We start from the raw sequence: 17,276 nt of genomic DNA on the forward strand, positions 1-17,276 counted from the left end.
CCAAAACCCCGGAACGGAGACACGAATGACACGCAGCTTCGACTATGTCGTGGTCGGCGCGGGATCGGCCGGTTGCGTCCTCGCCAACCGGCTGTCCGACGGCGGCCGCCATACGGTGTGCCTGCTGGAAGCGGGCCCCGTCGACCGCTACATGTGGATCCACGTGCCGATCGGCTATGGCAAGACGATGTTCCACCCCGTGTACAACTGGGGCTTCCACACCGATCCCGATCCGAACATGCACAACCGCCGCCTGTACTGGCCGCGCGGCCGCACGCTCGGCGGCTGCAGCTCGATCAACGGGCTGATCTACGTGCGCGGGCAGCAGCAGGACTACGACCATTGGGCCGCACTCGGCAATCGCGGCTGGAGCTGGCGCGAGTGCCTGCCGTATTTCCGCAAGCTCGAACACAACACGCTCGGCGAAGGGCCCACGCGCGGCACCGGCGGCCCGCTGTGGGCGTCCGCGATCCGGCAGCGGCACGAACTCGTCGATGCGTTCGTGGCCGCGTCGAACCGGCTCGGCGTGCGCACGGTCGACGATTTCAACACGGGTGACCAGGAAGGCGTCGGCTATTACCAGCTCACCACGCGCAACGGGCTGCGCTGCTCGACGGCGGTGGCGTACCTGAAGCCCGCGCGCGGGCGGCCGAACCTGCATGTCGAAACCGATGCGCAGGCGCTGAAGGTGCTGTTCGACGGCGCGCAGGCGTCCGGCGTGCGGTACGTCCAGCATGGCAAGGTGCATGAGGTGCGCGCGCTGCGCGAGGTGATTCTCGCGGCCGGCGCGCTGCAATCGCCGCAACTGCTGCAGGTGTCGGGCGTCGGGCCGGCCGCGCTCTTGAACCGGCACGGGATTCCGGTCGTCGCCGATCGCGCGGGCGTCGGCGAGAACCTGCAGGATCACCTGCAGATTCGTCTGATCTATGAAGTGACGAAGCCGATCACGACCAATGACGAACTGCACTCGTGGATCGGTCGCGCGAAGATGGGGCTGCAGTGGGCGCTGTTCCGTGGCGGCCCGCTCGCGATCGGCATCAACCAGGGCGGGATGTTCTGCCGTGCGCTGCCGGACGAATCGGCGACGCCGGACATCCAGTTCCATTTCTCGACGCTGTCGGCCGATTCGGCCGGCGGCAGCGTGCATCCGTTTCCCGGCTGCACGTATTCGATCTGCCAACTGCGGCCCGAATCGCGCGGCACCGTGCGCATCCGCACCGACGATACGCGCGACGCGCCGTCGATCCAGCCGAACTATCTCGACACCGAGCGCGACCGCCGCACGACGGTGGCCGGCGTGCGCTTCGCGCGCCGCGTCGCGGCCACCGAGCCGATGGCGCGGCTGATGAAGCGCGAGGTGCGGCCGGGCGCGGACGCGCAGACTGACGACGAGCTGCTCGAGTTCTGCCGGGAATACGGGCAGACGATCTTCCATCCGTCCGGCACCGCGAAAATGGGCGTCGCGAGCGATCCGCTCGCGGTCGTGGACGAGCGGCTGCGCGTGTACGGCACGCGCGGGTTGCGCGTGGTCGACTGCTCGATCATGCCGACCCTCGTATCGGGCAATACCAACGTGCCGATCGTGATGGTCGCCGAGAAGGCGTCCGACATGATCCTCGAGGACGCGCGCGCGGCCGATCGCGGCCACAGCGTCGCGCCGGCCGCCGAGGCGCTCGCGTAGGGCGTCGCCACGCATCACCCGCGTGGCCCGTGCGCCTGCGCCCGGACGGCCGCCGCGCGTTCATCGATGCCCCCGCCGGTACGGCGCCGGGGCGGGTTGCGGCGCATCCTTACCTGGAGAAGCTCGCATGGCAATCGATTCCCGGGTCGTCCGACGCGTGGCCGCGGCCAGCGTGATCGGCGCGACCGTCGAGTGGTACGACTTTTTCCTGTACGGCGTGGTCGCCGGCATCGTGTTCGACAAGCAGTACTTTCCGGCCGGCGACGCGTTCGTGTCGACGATGCTCGCGTATGCGACGTTCGCGGTCGGCTTCATCACGCGCCCGCTCGGCGGCTTGCTGTTCGGCCATCTCGGCGACCGCGTCGGGCGCAAGTCCGCGCTGATCCTGACGATGCTGATCATGGGCGTGTCGACGGCCGGCGTCGCGTTCCTGCCGACTTATGCGCAGATCGGCATGTGGGCGCCGGTGCTGCTGCTGACGCTGCGCGTGCTGCAGGGCATCGGCCTGGGCGGCGAGTGGGGCGGCGCGGTGCTGATGGCCTACGAGTACGCGTCGCCGCACCGGCGCGGGCTGTATGCGAGCCTGCCGCAGATCGGGCTCGCGATCGGGCTGTGCCTCGCGGCCGGCGTGGTCGCGGCGCTGTCGCGTGCGCTGCCGGACGCCGCCTTTCTCGCGTGGGGCTGGCGCGTCGCGTTCGCGGCGTCGCTGCTGCTGGTGGCGGTCGGCTTCTACATCCGCACGCGGGTGGCCGATACGCCCGAGTTCGTCGCGCTCAAGCGCCAGCGGCGCGATACGAAGCTGCCGGTCGTCGAGCTGCTCGCCAACTATCGTCGGGCGATCCTGCTCGGGATGGGCGCGCGTTATATCGACGGCGTGTTCTTCAACGTGTTCGCGGTGTTCTCGATCGGCTACATGACGCGCAACCTGTCGATCTCGCGCGGCGACGCGCTGCTCGGCGTGATGAGCGCGGCCGTCGTGATGTGCGTGTTCATCCCGGTGTTCGGCGGGCTGTCCGACCGGCTCGGCCGTGCGCGCGTGTACCGGTGGGGCGCGACGCTGTGCGGGCTGTCGGTGCTGCCCGCGTTCTGGCTGCTGCAGACGCAGTCGACCCACCTGCTCGCCGTGTGGCTCGCGCTGGTGATCCCGTTCGGGATCTTCTACGCGATGGCGTACGGGCCGGAAGCCGCGCTGTTCGCGGAGCTGTTCGACGCGAACGTGCGTTACACGGGGATTTCGTTCGTCTACCAGGTGTCGGGCATCTTCGCGAGCGGGCTCACGCCGATCGTCGCGACCGCGCTGCTGCGCGTGAACGGCGGGGCGCCGTGGCTCGTCGGGGTTTACGTGATGTTGTCTGCACTTCTGTCGATCGTGTCCGCGCGGGCGATCGAGAAGCGCGGCGGCGTGGACGGCGTCGCGGTGCGGGCGATGTGACAGCGGGTGGGGTGGGGCGCGGGGTCGTATCGGCGGGGCGGTCGTCGGTCGGTGCCGTGCCCACACCTGAGCCGACACCCGAGCCCACGACGACGGCCACGGCTACGCCAACGCCCATGCCCATGCCCACGCCCACGCCAACGCCAACGCCAACGCCGCTGACCGTTGCCGTCAGCGGGTCGTCCGATGCTGCCGGCTGATCGATTTCCCGGTGGTGGCAGGCCCGCGCCGCACCCCTTGCCGATCGCGACCCACCACCGGCTGCCCGCCATTCGGCCGCCCGCGCGCTGGTCCAAGCGAATCCGGTCGACTGGCCCTACCTGCGACAAATCGGCCTGCCTACACTTTCCTCGACAGATCGCCGCATTGAAGCATCTGCACACGATCGACCCGAAGAGAACGATCAGGAGACAGGCATGACCAACAGGCAGTCGGCAGCATTCGCCCGTGCGGCGAGCGTGCGCCCCGCATCAGTCAGTCGAATCGCCTCGCGCGCCCGTTGCGGCGTGGCAGGCCAGCCCGCGTCGGAGGTCTGAGCATGTCGACCCCTTCCATCGAACGCACCGCGAGCGGTTTCAACGGCGGCCGGCCGAACGACACGCGTTACGACCCGACCTACGATCCGCTCGTGTCGCCGGGGCCCGGGTGCGGCCGGCAGTACGCGCCGACCTACTGGGTCGCGACGGCCGGCACCCCGCCGCCCGACGACGGCCCCGTGACGCGCGATCTCGATGTCGACGTCGCGATCATCGGCGCCGGCTACACGGGCCTCGCGACCGCGCTGTGCCTCGCGCGGGACCACGGCATCAAGGCCGTCGTGCTGGAAGCCAACCGCACGAGCTGGGGCTGCAGCAGCCGCAACGGCGGGCAGGGGCAGAACGCATCGGGCCGGCTGTCGCGCTCGCAGTGGATCGAGCGCTGGGGCAAGGACGTCGCGCTGAAGATGCACGACGAGATCCTCGAAGGCTTCGAGAACTTCAAGTCGCTCGTGGCGGAAATCGACTGCGACCCGCAGCCGGGCGGCCATTTCCTGATCGCGCATCGTCCGCGCATCATGGCCAAGCTCGCGGCCGAGGCGAAGGTGTGGAAGGACGTGTTCGGCTATCCGTCCGAACTGCTGAGCGCCGAAACCTTCCGTCGCGAATTCATCAACGACCACGAAGCGGCCGGCGCGCTGCACGAGCCGGAAGGCATCGGCATCCACGCGCTGAAGCTCGCGTTCGGCTACCTGCGCCTCGCGCGCGAAGCCGGCGCGAAGGTGCATACGAGCAGCCCGGTGCTCGGCTTCGAGACGATCGACGGCGTGCACCACCTGCGCACGCCCGGCGGCGTCGTGCGGGCCCGTGCGGTCGGCATCGCGACCGGTGCGTATACCGCGCAGACGCTGCATCCGTCGCTGCGCAGCAAGGTGATGCCGATCCTGTCGAATTCGATGGTGACGCGCCCGCTCACCGACGCGGAGATCGACGCATGCAATTTCCGCACGACGCAGGTGCTGACCGACACGCGTACGCTGCGCTTCTACTACCGTTTCCTGCCGGATCGCCGCTTGCAGATCGGCAGCCGCAGCGCGATCACCGGTGACGATGCGCCGAACCCGCGTCACTTCGAATTGCTGAAGGACGGGATGGCGCGCAAGTTCCCCGCGCTGCGCGGCGTGGAGATCGACTATTCATGGTGGGGCTGGGTCGACGTGAGCCACGACATGATGCCGCGCGTGTGCCAGCCCGACCCGCGGCAGTCGGTGTACTACGCGCTCGGCTACGGCGGCAACGGCGTGTCGTACTCGCAGCAGGCCGGCCGCCGGCTGGCCGAGCAGATCGCGGGGAAGGGCGCACGGCAGACGCTGCCGATCTTCACGTCGCCGCTGCCTGGCCACCCGTTCGCGCCGTTCCGGCGCCTCGGGCAACGGATGCTCTACCTGTCTTACTTCAGGAACGACGAAAAGCCCTGAACGTAGTGCATATCGCCCGGCGTGACACAACGCGCGCCGGGCTGTCGAACACAATAAAAGCAATAGAAATCCGTGCGGCCGGGGCTGCAGGCGCCCCTGCACGCGCCGTCGCCGGCGGCGCCCGCGCTCACCCGATGGTGGTGTGCGGGCGGCGTCCGGACAACTGGATATGGAGAAGACATGCAACCCTCGAATCAGAGTGACCTGAAGTGTGGGCTCAAGCAGCGCCACATGACGATGATCGCGCTTGGCGGCGTGATCGGTGCCGGGCTGTTCGTCGGCAGCGGCGTGGTGATTCAGCAGACCGGGCCGGCCGCGATCCTGTCGTTCCTGATCACGGGCGGGCTCGTCGTGCTCGTGATGCGGATGCTCGGCGAGATGGCATGCGCGATGCCGGCCGTCGGTTCGTTCTACGAGTACGCGCGGCTCGCGTTCGGCAACTGGCGCGGGCCCGGCAAGATGGCGGGCTTCCTGACCGGCTGGATGTACTGGTATTTCTGGGTGATCGTCGTCGCGCTCGAAGCGGTGGCCGGCGCCAAGCTGATCCAGTTCTGGCTACCGGATACGCCCGCATGGATCATCAGCCTCGCGCTGCTGGTCGTGCTGACGCTCACGAACCTGATCTCGGTCGGCAGCTACGGCGAGTTCGAGTTCTGGTTCTCGTCGATCAAGGTCGGCGCGATCATGGTGTTCCTGTTCCTCGGCGGCCTCTACGTGCTCGGCCTGTGGCCCGCGTCGATGCACACGACGTCGGTGCTGCCGACGCTGCTCGGCCACGGCGGCTTCATGCCGCTCGGCATCGGGCCGGTAATGAGCGGGGCGGTCGCGGCGACCGGCTTCTACTTCGGCGCCGAGATCGTCACGATCGCGGCGGCCGAGGCGAAGGAACCGGCGAAAGCGGTTGCGAAGGCCACCAATTCGGTGATCACGCGCGTGCTGGTGTTCTACGTCGGCTCGGTCGCGCTCGTCGTGGCGCTGGTGCCGTGGAACTCGCATCAGATGGCCACGCCGTACGTGAGCGCACTCGAAGTGATGGGCCTGCCGGCTGCCGCCAACGTGATGAACGCGATCGTGCTGACGGCCGTGCTGTCCGCGCTCAACTCGGGCCTCTATGCGGCGTCGCGGATGCTGTTCGCGCTGACCCGCCACGGCGACGCGCCGGCCGCGCTCGCGAAGGTCAACAAGCGCGGCGTGCCGGTGCGCGCGATCCTGCTCGGCACGGTGTTCGGTTACGTGTCGGTGGTGATGTCGTACGTGTCGCCCGATACCGTGTTCGCGTTCCTCGTCAATTCGTACGGCACCGTCGCGCTGTTCGTGTACGTGTTGATCGCGTTCTCGCAACTGCGCCTGCGCAAGCGCCTCGACCCGGTGGCCGCCAGCAAGCTGCGCGTCAAGATGTGGGCGTATCCGTACCTCACCTGGGTCGCGATCATCGGGATGGTCGGCATCCTCGTCGCGATGGCGTTCATCCCCGACCAGCGCAAGCCGCTGTGGCTCGGTGTCGCCAGCCTCGGCGTACTGGTCGTCGCCTACGGGCTCACGCGCCGCAGCCGCCGCGAGCATCTCGACGACAGCGAACTGCTCGCCTATCCGCCGCGTTGATGCCGGGTAATGCGCGCTAACGCCTGACGCCGAAGGCCCGGCCCGCGTGCCGGGCCTTCGTGCATGCGGCTTCAGGCCCGAGCCGATGGATGACCGGGGCAACTATCGGCGCAACTATCGGGCCGACCGATAGCACCGATCAGAGGATGCGACTTTATGTCGGCCGCGTGCCGGCATAGCATGGATGAACCGATTCACGGGTGCGCCCGCCGGGCGCGCCCTCATCCGCGAATCCGCGAACGAGGACAGACGATGGAACATCGGGCACGCGAGCGGGACGAGCAGGCCGAGATCAAGACGACGACGTGCTACATGTGCGCGTGCCGCTGCGGCATCCGCGTGCACCTGCGCGACGGCGAGGTGCGCTATATCGACGGCAATCCCGCGCATCCGCTGAACCAGGGCGTCATCTGCGCGAAAGGTTCGTCCGGAATCATGAAGCAGTATTCGCCCGCGCGGCTCACGCAGCCGCTGATGCGCAAGCCGGGCGCCGAGCGCGGCGACGCGCAGTTCGAGCCGGTGTCGTGGGAGGTCGCGTTCGACGTGCTCGAAAAGCGTCTCGCGCACCTGCGCGCCACCGACCCGAAGCGCTTTGCGCTGTTCACCGGCCGCGACCAGATGCAGGCGCTCACCGGCCTGTTCGCGAAACAGTTCGGTACGCCGAACTATGCGGCGCATGGCGGATTCTGCTCGGCGAACATGGCGGCCGGGATGATCTATACGATCGGCGGCTCGTTCTGGGAATTCGGCGGGCCTGATCTCGACAACGCGAAGCTGTTCTTCATGATCGGCACCGCGGAGGACCACCATTCGAATCCGCTGAAGATCGCGCTCGGCAAGTTCAAGCGGGCGGGCGGCCGCTTCATCGCGATCAATCCGGTGCGCACCGGCTACGCGGCGATCGCCGACGAATGGATTCCGATTCGCCCCGGCACCGATGGCGCGCTGTTCATGGCGCTGATGCACGAGCTGATCGCGCGCGACGCGTTCGACCTCGAATTCGTGTCGCGCTTCACGAACGCGGCGGAGCTGATCGACCAGCGCGACGGCGCCGACACGTTCGGGCTGTTCGTGCGCGACGCCGGCGCGCCGGAGGTCAACGCGCTGTATCCGCAGAACCGGATGTGGTGGGACACGAAGACGAACCGCGCGGTGCTGCATCACACGGAAGGCGCCGAGCCTGCACTCGACGGCCGCTATACGCTCGACGACGGCACGCCCGTCGCGCCGTCGTTCACGCTGCTGCGTGAGCAGGTGGCCGAATGCACGCCCGAATGGGCGGCCGACATCACCGGCATCGCGGCCGACACGATCCGCCGCCTGGCGCGCGAGATGGAGACGGTCGCGCGCGACCACGCGATCGCGCTGCCGGTGCGCTGGACGGATTCATGGGGCAAGGAACACGATTCGGTGAAGGGCGTGCCGATCGCGTTCCATGCGATGCGCGGGCTCGCCGCGCATTCGAACGGCTTCCAGACGATCCGCGCGCTTGCCGTGCTGATGTCGCTGCTCGGCACGATCGACCGGCCGGGCGGCTTCCGGCACAAGGCGCCGTATCCGCGCGCGGTGCCGCCGTCGGCGAAACCGCCGAACGACCCGGCGCAGATCAGGCCGAACACGCCGCTCGCCACCGGCCCGCTCGGCTGGCCCGCGGGCCCCGAGGATCTGTTCGTCCATCCGGACGGCACGCCCGCGCGGCTCGACAAGGCGTTTTCGTGGGAATACCCGCTCGCGGTGCACGGGCTCATGCATTCGGTGATCACCAATGCGTGGCGCGGCGATCCCTATCCGATCGACACGCTGCTGATCTTCATGGCCAACATGGCGTGGAATTCGTCGATGAATACGACGGAAGTGCGCAAGATGCTGGTCGACAAGCGCGACGACGGCGAATACCGGATCCCGTTCCTCGTCGTGTGCGATGCGTTCGCGTCGGAGATGACGGCGTTCGCCGACCTGATCCTGCCCGACACGACTTACCTCGAGCGGCACGACGTGATGTCGGTGCTCGACCGGCCGATCTCCGAATTCGACGGGCCGGTCGACTCGGTGCGCGTGCCGGTCGTGCCGCCGACCGGCGAATGCAAGCCGTTCCAGGAAGTGCTGATCGAACTCGCGAGCCGGCTGAAGTTTCCGGCCTTCACGACCGCGGACGGGCAACGCAAGTTTCGCGACTATCCGGATTTCGTCATCAATTTCCAGACCGCGCCCGATTCCGGCACCGGCTTCCTGATCGGCTGGCGCGGCAAGGACGGCGACAAGGCGGTCGTCGGCGAACCGAACCCCGACCAGTGGAAGCGCTACGCGGAGAACAACTGCGTGTACCACCACCGGCTGCCGGAGCCGCTGCAGTACATGCGCAACTGCAACGGCCCGTACATGCAGTGGGCGGTCGACAACGGGATGCGCAAGTTCGGCGTGCCGATCGTGATCCAGCTCTACTCGGACGTGATGCAGAAATTCCGGCTCGCCGCGCAAGGCCGCACGTCGGGCCGCCAGCCGCCGGACCATCTGCGCGAGCGCATCGCGCGCTATTTCGATCCGCTGCCGTTCTGGCATCGGTCGCTCGAAAGCGGGCTGACCGATGCGGGCCGCTATCCGCTCGCGGCGATCACGCAGCGGCCGATGGCGATGTACCACTCGTGGGATTCTCAGAACGCGTGGCTGCGGCAGATCCACGGCGAGAACCACCTGTTCGTGAACCCGGTGACGGCCGCCGCGCAGCAGATCGAAGACGGCGCGTGGATCTACGTCGAATCGCCATGGGGCAAGGTGCGTTGCCGCGCGCGCTACAGCGAGGCGGTCGAGCCCGGCACCGTATGGACGTGGAACGCGATCGGCAAGGCGGCCGGCGCGTGGAACCTCGGGCCGCAGGCGGGCGAGTCGCAGCGCGGCTTCCTGTTGAACCACGTGATCACCGACGAGCTGCCGGATGCGGCGCGCGGCGGTGCGCGGATGTCGAACTCCGATCCGATCACGGGGCAGGCCGGCTGGTACGACGTGCAGGTGCGGATCTATCCGGCCGAAGCCGATGCGGCGACGACCTTGCCGCAGTTCGCGCCGATGCCGGCGCTGCCGGGCACGCCGCGCGTGCTGCAGCGCGTGCAGGCGTATTTCGCGGGAACCGGCGCATTCGCCGCGCGGCTGCGGCGCGCGGCGTCCGCCGGCCCGAAGTCTGAAGATCGCTGATCGAAGGAGCACCACCATGACCCAGATGGCCCTCGTCATCGACCTGAACGTATGCGTCGGCTGCCATGCCTGCGTGACGAGCTGCAAGGAGTGGAACACGTCGGGCGAAGCCGGCAGTCTCGCGGACATGCGCCCGTACGACGACGATCCGTCCGGCACGTTCTTCAACCGCGTGCAGACCTACGAAGCGGGCGTGTTCCCGATGACCGACACGATTCACTTTCCGAAGTCGTGCCTGCATTGCGAGGATCCGCCGTGCGTGCCGGTATGCCCGACCGGCGCGAGCTACAAGCGCAAGTCGGACGGGATCGTGCTGGTCGACTACGACAAGTGCATCGGCTGCAAGTACTGCGCGTGGGCATGCCCGTACGGCGCGCGCGAGCTCGACGAAGGCCGCAAGGAGATGACGAAGTGCACGCTGTGCGCGGACCGCATCGACAACCAGGCGCTGCCCGAACGCGACCGCAAGCCGGCCTGTGTGCTCGCGTGCCCGACGTCGGCGCGACTGTTCGGCGACGTGCACGATCCGGAGTCGGACGTGTCGCGCGCGATCCGCGAACGCGGCGGCTATCAGCTGATGCCCGAATGGGGCACGCGGCCATCGAACCATTACCTGCCGCGCGTGAAGACCGAAGCATCGTGCGGGTGCGGAAGTAGCGGCGGGTGCGGCAGTGCATCGAACGGCATCGGCGAAGACGATTCATTCGAGGCCCGCGCGGCACGCGGCGACATCGATCTCGTGTCGCTCGCGACTCAGCGCTGAACGCGCAGCCCCTTACTCATAGTCGAAAAAACGGAGTCCCCATGCGCCCAGCTTTTTCGGTCGTTTTCCTCACCACGCTGTGCGGTGCCGCGCAGGGTCTGTTGCTGACGCTCGTGATCGTCGAGGCACTGGCGCGCGCGGCAGGCGTCGATATTGCCGCGTCGTTCTACGTGACCGGCGCCGCGCTGTCGGTCTCGCTCGGCGCACTCGGCCTGCTGGCGTCGTTCTTCCATCTCGGCCACCCCGAACGCGCGTGGCGTGCGATCGCGATGTGGCGCACGTCGTGGCTGTCACGCGAATGCATCGCGCTGCCGCTGTTTCTCGCGTGTGCGTTCGCATATGGCGCGGCGCACCTGTTCGGCTGGCCGGGCACGTTGCTGATCGGCGCGGTGGGCGCGCTCGCGAGCGTCGCGCTGTTCGTGTGCACCGCGATGATCTACGCGTGCCTGCGCTTCCTGCAGGAATGGGCAAGCCCGCTGACGCTCGTGAACTTCGTGCTGCTCGGCTGCGCGTCCGGCTGCACGCTGGCGACGGCGTGCGCAGCGTGGCTCGCGCCGGCGCTGGTCGGCCGGCTTGCGGTGGCTGCCTGCGTGCTGACGCTCGCAGGCGGCGTGGCACGGCTCGCGTCGCTCGCACGCAATGCGCGGCTGCGGCCGAAGTCGACCGTGCAGAGCGCGACCGGGATCCGCAGCGACAAGGTCGAGCAGAAGTCGCGCGGCTTCACGGCCAGCGCGTTCAATACGCGGGAATTCTTTCACGGGCAGGGCAACGGCACGCTGCGCGCGGTGAAGGCCGGCTTCCTGATCGGCGCATTCGCGGTGCCGTTCGTGCTGACCGGCGCGGGCGCGCTCGCGCCGACGTCGGTCGCGGCCGCCGTCGCGCTTGGCGCGGCGTTCGTGATCCAGTATGCGGGGCTGGTCGCGGAACGCTGGTTCTTCTTCGCGGATGCGCGGCATCCGCAGAACCTCTACTACCAGCGCGCGTCATGACGTTGCGCGTGCGCCGCCACGCCGTGAGGGAACTAGAACGTGTCCGCGAGCGCGCGGGCCGCTTCCTGCAAACGCGGCACGTGGTCGAGCAGCCGCGACAGCGGTGCGCGCGACACAGGTGCATGCACGGCGACCGCGGCGATGCACGCGCCGTCGGCGCCGACGATCGGCGCCGCGATGCACACGATGCCCGCGACGAATTCCTCGTTGTCGATCGCGACGCCCTTGTGCGCGGTGCGGTCGAGTTCGGCCTCGAGCAGCTCGGGGTCCGAGATCGTGTTCGGCGTGTAGCGCGGCAGCGCGAGTGCGCGCACCAGCGCGGCGCGTTCGTCGCGCGGCAGCAGCGCCAGCAGCAGCTTGCCGCTGGCGCTGCAATGCGCGGGCACGCGCGAGCCGGGCTTCAGGTCGAGCCGCAGCGGCCAGTCGGCTTCGACGCGGTCGAGATAGACGACTTCCGTGTCGTGCAGCGCGGTGAGGTTGCAGGTTTCGCCGAGATCGGCGACGAGCCGTTCGAGGATCGCGTGGCGCAGCCGGCGCGCGCCCGCATGCAGCATCACGCCGGTGCCGAGCCGCGCGAGCCGCGGGCCGATCGCATACGCGTTCTTGCGGCCCGGCTCGCGGATCACGAGGCCGCCGGCTTCGAGCGACGCGAGCATCCGGTGCAGCGACGCCTTCGGGATATCGACTTCACGCACGAGATCGGCGAGCGACACGGCGTCGCCGGCCTGGACGAGATGTTCGAGCAGCGCGAAGGCGCGCAGCGTGGGCGTATCCGCGGGCAGCATGGCAGGCATTCCGGAAACTGGATGGCGGCCATTGTACCGAACGGCCCGGCAGGCCGGCCGCGTGGGGCGGTGGGCGCGGCAACCCGGCACGCATTTTCAGCGATGGAACGAATCGTTCCATAAACGCGACCGGCGCGGGCGCGAAGATCGATGCCCGCGCGGCCAGCAACGACAGCAACGACAGGAGCGCAACGCAATGGATGGGGTGGCGAACAAGCCGGACTGCATGGTGTCGGTCCGCGAACGGTTCGGGTTCGATTCGGACCTGATGGTGCCCGCGTTCAGTACGCGCGACGATCACGTACCCGATATCGACGATGCATACCGTTTCAACCCGGACGTCACGCTCGCGATCCTCGCGGGCTTCGCACGCAACCGCCGCGTGCTCGTGCAGGGGATGCACGGCACCGGCAAGTCGACGCATATCGAACAGGTCGCGGCACGGCTGAACTGGCCGTGCGTGCGCGTGAACCTCGACGGCCACATCAGCCGGCTCGACCTCGTCGGCAAGGATGCGATCGTCGTGCGCGACGACGTGCAGGTGACCGAATTCCAGGAAGGAATCGTGCCGTGGGCATTGCAGCGCCCGGTTGCGCTGATTTTCGACGAATACGACGCGGGGCGGCCCGACGTGATGTTCGTGATCCAGCGGATTCTGGAGCGCGACGGCAAGTTCACGCTGCTCGACCAGAACCGCGTGATTCACCCGCATCCGTCGTTCCGGCTGTTCGCGACCGCGAACACGGTCGGGCTCGGCAACCTGAACGGGCTTTACCACGGCACGCAGATGCTCAACCACGCGCAGATGGACCGCTGGAACGTGGTCGCGACGCTCGACTACCTGCCGCGCGACGAGGAGATCGGCATCGTGCGGGCGCGCGTGCCGGAACTCGCGGACGAAGCCGGCCGCCCGCTGCTCGAATCGATGGTGAGCCTCGCGGAACTGACGCGCAACGGCTTCGCGACCGGCGACCTGTCGACGCTGATGTCGCCGCGCACGGTGATCAACTGGGCCGAGAACTGCCAGATCTTCCGCGATCCGGCGCTCGCGTTCCGGCTCACGTTCCTGAACAAGTGCGACGACGCGGAGCGGCCGGTCGTCGCCGAGTATTACCAGCGCTGTTTCGGCGAGGAGCTGGCGGTTGCGTCGCGGGCCGGCGGCGGCGAGTCGGGGGCAGGGCGGTGAGCGCCGATCGCGACGCCGCGCGCCGCGCGTCGGCGCGCGAAGCGCTGGGTGCGTCGACGGTACGCGCGCTGACGCGTGACGCGGCGCTGCATTACCGCGCGGGCCGCGTGTGCCGCGACTTGCGGCCGTTGCCGTTCCATGCGCCGCACTTGCGCGCGCAGGCCGCCGACGACGATCTCGCGTCATGGCGCGGCGCGGCCGACGGTGCCGCGCTGCGCATCCTGCATTCCGATGCGGACCTGCATCGCGCGCTGTCCGGAGACGATCCGGTCGAACGCGTGCTGTTCGAGATGCTCGAGCAACTGCGCTGCGAGTCGCTCGCGCCGCCTGCCATGCGCGGTGTCGTGCAGAACCTGCGTCATCGCTTCGAGACCTGGTCACGCGCGTTTCACCGGTCGGGGCAGGCCGATACGCATGTCGGGATTCTCGTGTACACGGTCGCGCAGATCGCATGGTCGCGGCTGACGGGCTGGCCCGTGCTCGAAGAGACGGAAGACCTGATCGAAGCATCGCGCGCGGCGATCGTGCCCGAGATCGGCGTGCAGCTTGCCGGGCTCAAGCGGTGCCGGCACGATCAGCGCGCCTTTGCGGAACATGCACTCGCGCTCGCGAAGTGCATTGCGGCGATGATCCGCGATGCGCGTGCAGCCGTCGTGGAAACGGAGACGGAAGACGCACGCGAGCAGGACGATGCACTGACGAATTTCTCGCTCTGGGTCGATTTCGACGAGACGGGCATCGATATGCCGGCACTCGTGGAGACGGGCGACAGCGTCGTGCTGCAAGGCGGCGACGCCGTCTACCGTGCATACACGACGCGCTACGATCGCGAGCTTCGACCGGCCGCGCAGATCCGCGCGGCACTGCTGCGCGAGTATCGCGACCGGCTCGACGCCCAGGTCGCCGCGCAGCGGATCAACGTCACGCGGCTCGCGCGTGTGCTGCGCGCGGCGCTCGTCGTGCCGCAAGCCGACGGCTGGTCGTTCGGCGAGGAGCATGGCCGCCTCGACGGCCGCCGGCTCGCGCAACTCGTCAGCTCGCCGGCCGAACGGCGGTTGTTCCGGCTCGAACGCGTGCGGCCGCATGCCGACTGCGCGCTCGCGTTCCTGATCGACTGCTCGGGGTCGATGAAGACGTGGATCGACGGCGTCGCGCTGATGGTCGACACGCTGGCCCGCGCGGGCGACGCCGCCGGTCTCGCAACCGAAGTGCTCGGCTTCACGACGCTCGCCTGGAACGGCGGCCGTGCGCGGCAGGACTGGCTCGCGCGCGGCAAGCCGCGCCATCCGGGCCGGCTCAACGAAACCGGCCACCTGGTGTTCAAGGACGCGGATACCCGCTGGCGGCATGCGCGCACGGGCATTGCCGCGCTGTTCAAGGCTGATCTGTTCCGCGAAGGTGTGGACGGCGAAGCGGTCGAATGGGCGTGCGCGCGGCTCGCGGCGCGGCCGGAGGCACGCAAGATCCTCGTCGTGATCTCGGACGGCAGCCCGATGGACGGCGCGACGGCGCTCGCGAACGATCCGTTCTACCTCGACAACCACCTGAAGCAGGTGGTTGCGCGCCAGGAGTCGGCGGGCCGCGTCGAAGTGCTCGGGTTGGGTGTCGGGCTCGATCTCGGCCCGTATTACCGGCACCGGCTGGCGATCGATCTTGCGTCGGCGCCGGACATGAAGCGGCTCGTTGAAATCGCCGGATGGATCGGCGCGCGGCGGTGACGCGGGTGACCGCATTCGACGCGGATGCGTCGAGTCCGAATCGATCGCCGGAACCAAGGCGGTTCGACGCGGCGCGTGCCGCGCGACATCAAGCGCGATGCAGCAGCGGCGGCAGCGACGTCGCGATCAGCCCGATACCGATCGCCATCAGCACGCCGAACGCAAGCCGGCGCAGCGCGACCGGCGACAGCGGCGGCGGGTACTGGCGGGCGGCCACCGTCGTCAGCATCACGACCGGCGTCGCGATCGCGGCCAGCAGCCAGATGTCGCGATCGAGCTGGCCTTCGCATGCGCTGTACAGCACGCGCGTGGCCGAGGTCGTCGTGAACAGCACGATCAGCGCGCAGCGGATCTGCACGAGCGTCAGCGGCTGCCGGTAGAACTGGAAGATCAGCGGCGGCCCCGACACGCCGAACATCCCGCTCAGCAAGCCGCCGAACAGGCCGCTGACGAAGAAGCTGCGGTTGTCCGAGCGCTCGGTGAGCGGCGTCGGCCGCAGCGCCGCGCTCAGTCCGCCATACAGCACGACCGCGCCGAGGATCAGTTGCAGCAGGTCAGCCGCCGATCGGCTCAGGCATTCGAGCAGCAGCACGCCCGCGACGACCGACGGCAGGATGCCGAGCGTCGCCGCGCCGACCGCGCGCCAGTCGATGTGATGCAGCCGGCCGGGCAGTGCGGTCGCGCCGTTCGCGAGCGACACGACGCTCATCAGCGTGGCGACGGTGGCAAGCGGCGCGAGCCCGAAGCCGCTCGTCGCGCCCATCACGATCATCCCGAGCCCGAACCCGGTGACGGTCTGGAAATAGCTGCCGGCGCCGATCACCGCGATCAGGATCGCCAGTTTGTCGGCGGTCATGCGTGTGCGGCCTCGCCGGTTGCGGCGCGCTGCGCGGCCGCCTGCGCCTGCACGGTGGTCGCCGCGATCACGTGATACACGTCGTCGGCGCTGCAGCCGCGCGACAGGTCGTTCGCGGGGCGGCGCAGCCCTTGCAGCAGCGGGCCGACGGCCTTCGCGCGGCCGATCCGTTCGGCGAGTTTGTAGCCGATGTTGCCGGCTTCGAGGCTCGGGAACACGAGCACGTTCGCGTGGCCGCCCACCTGCGAATGCGCGATCTTGCGCTCGGCGATTTCCGCGACGATCGCCGCGTCGAGCTGCACGTCGCCGTCGATCGCGAGGGTGGGGCGGAGTTCGCGCACGTGCGCGGTCGCGGCCGTCACCTTGTCGACCGCCGCGTGATGCGCGCTGCCGCTCGTCGAGAACGACAGCATCGCCACGCGCGGCGCTTCGCCGAGCAACGCTTGCGCGCTGTCGGCGGCGGCCATCGCGATCTCGGCGAGCTGACTGGCGTCCGGATCGACGACCAGCGCGCAGTCGGAGAAGATCAGTCCGCCCTTGATCGTGTGAAATGGCTCGCACAGCATCATCAGGAAGAAGCTCGACACGATCCGGAACGCCGGATCGACGCCGATCAGCTGGATTGCCGCGCGCACGACGTCGGCCGTCGCATGCACGGCGCCCGCGACCGAGCCGTCCGCATCGCCGAGCCGCACCATCAGGTTCGCGTGGCAGAGCGGGTCGAGCACCGCGTCGCGCGCGGCATCGGCCGTCATGCCCTTGCTCTTGCGCAGCGCGTGCAGCGTGTCGGCATAGGCGTCGCGTTGCGTGGCGGTGGCCGGATCGACGAGCGTCATGCCGTCGAGATCGATCGCGTCGCGCGCGGCCGCCGCGTGAATGGCCGCACGGTTGCCGACCAGCACGATGCGGGCGATGCCGTCGCGCGTCGCGCGCGCGGCGGCCTGCAGCACGCGCGGATCGTCGGCTTCGCACAGTGCGATGCGCATCGGCTGGCGGCGCGCGGCGTCGAGAATGCGGTCGAGGGCTTTCATCGTTCGCTCGGGTAAGAAAAGAAAAAACGGCCGGATGCGGCGGCCCGCACGGGGCACGGCGTCCGGCCGGAGGGCCGGCCGCGCGAGAGG

The 17,276-nt window shown here is 68.8% G+C and carries 12 protein-coding genes; 9 read left to right on the forward strand and 3 right to left on the reverse strand.

Annotation, left to right across the window (positions count from 1 at the left end):
• Positions 1–25: 25 nt before the first annotated feature.
• The 7 genes from QZM35_RS03960 to QZM35_RS03990 all read left to right on the forward strand — a co-directional run bounded on the left by QZM35_RS03960 (position 26) and on the right by QZM35_RS03990 (position 11,610).
• On the forward strand, positions 26–1,681 hold the full coding sequence (locus QZM35_RS03960) for a GMC family oxidoreductase (RefSeq protein ID WP_301775428.1): 1,656 nt from the start codon (positions 26–28) through the stop codon (positions 1,679–1,681).
• A 127-nt stretch (positions 1,682–1,808) separates the two neighbouring features.
• The gene (locus QZM35_RS03965) at positions 1,809–3,113 is read left to right on the forward strand and encodes an MFS transporter (RefSeq protein ID WP_301775429.1); all 1,305 of its coding nucleotides are present in this window, start codon (positions 1,809–1,811) and stop codon (positions 3,111–3,113) included.
• A gap of 538 nt (positions 3,114–3,651) precedes the next feature.
• Positions 3,652–5,067, forward strand: a complete 1,416-nt coding sequence (locus QZM35_RS03970) for an FAD-binding oxidoreductase (protein ID WP_089427833.1) — start codon at positions 3,652–3,654, stop codon at positions 5,065–5,067.
• A gap of 180 nt (positions 5,068–5,247) precedes the next feature.
• Positions 5,248–6,669, forward strand: coding sequence for an amino acid permease (locus QZM35_RS03975; protein WP_089427832.1), 1,422 nt, complete (start codon positions 5,248–5,250; stop codon positions 6,667–6,669).
• A gap of 252 nt (positions 6,670–6,921) precedes the next feature.
• Positions 6,922–9,858 carry a molybdopterin oxidoreductase family protein gene (locus tag QZM35_RS03980; protein WP_301775430.1) on the forward strand — a complete coding sequence of 979 codons (2,937 nt, stop codon included), beginning with the start codon at positions 6,922–6,924 and terminating at the stop codon, positions 9,856–9,858.
• A 16-nt stretch (positions 9,859–9,874) separates the two neighbouring features.
• Positions 9,875–10,621: a 4Fe-4S dicluster domain-containing protein gene (locus tag QZM35_RS03985; RefSeq protein ID WP_089432470.1), complete on the forward strand. Its 747-nt coding sequence runs from the start codon at positions 9,875–9,877 to the stop codon at positions 10,619–10,621.
• Positions 10,622–10,662: 41 nt separating this feature from the next.
• Positions 10,663–11,610 carry a DmsC/YnfH family molybdoenzyme membrane anchor subunit gene (locus QZM35_RS03990; protein ID WP_301775431.1) on the forward strand — a complete coding sequence of 316 codons (948 nt, stop codon included), beginning with the start codon at positions 10,663–10,665 and terminating at the stop codon, positions 11,608–11,610.
• Between the two features lie 32 nt (positions 11,611–11,642).
• Here QZM35_RS03990 and QZM35_RS03995 read toward each other — a convergent pair whose 3' ends face one another.
• The gene (locus tag QZM35_RS03995; protein ID WP_301775432.1) at positions 11,643–12,395 is read right to left on the reverse strand and encodes an IclR family transcriptional regulator; all 753 of its coding nucleotides are present in this window, start codon (positions 12,393–12,395) and stop codon (positions 11,643–11,645) included.
• A 196-nt stretch (positions 12,396–12,591) separates the two neighbouring features.
• Here QZM35_RS03995 and QZM35_RS04000 point away from each other — a divergent pair, with 196 nt between their 5' ends.
• Positions 12,592–13,581: an AAA family ATPase gene (locus QZM35_RS04000; protein WP_301775433.1), complete on the forward strand. Its 990-nt coding sequence runs from the start codon at positions 12,592–12,594 to the stop codon at positions 13,579–13,581.
• Positions 13,578–15,299, forward strand: a complete 1,722-nt coding sequence (locus QZM35_RS04005; protein ID WP_174971838.1) for a cobalt chelatase — start codon at positions 13,578–13,580, stop codon at positions 15,297–15,299. Before QZM35_RS04000 ends, QZM35_RS04005 begins: the two co-directional genes overlap by 4 nt.
• An 88-nt stretch (positions 15,300–15,387) precedes the next feature.
• On the opposite strand, the gene QZM35_RS04010 is transcribed toward QZM35_RS04005, so the two are convergent.
• On the reverse strand, positions 15,388–16,155 hold the full coding sequence (locus tag QZM35_RS04010; protein ID WP_089427825.1) for a sulfite exporter TauE/SafE family protein: 768 nt from the start codon (positions 16,153–16,155) through the stop codon (positions 15,388–15,390).
• Entirely contained in the window at positions 16,152–17,186 is a 1,035-nt protein-coding gene (pta, locus tag QZM35_RS04015) for a phosphate acetyltransferase (RefSeq protein WP_301775434.1), read from the reverse strand. Before pta ends, QZM35_RS04010 begins: the two co-directional genes overlap by 4 nt.
• Between the last annotated feature and the right edge of the window lie 90 nt (positions 17,187–17,276).

It is taken from the genome of Burkholderia sp. AU45274 (assembly GCF_030482505.1).
Taxonomy (GTDB): Bacteria; Pseudomonadota; Gammaproteobacteria; order Burkholderiales; family Burkholderiaceae; genus Burkholderia.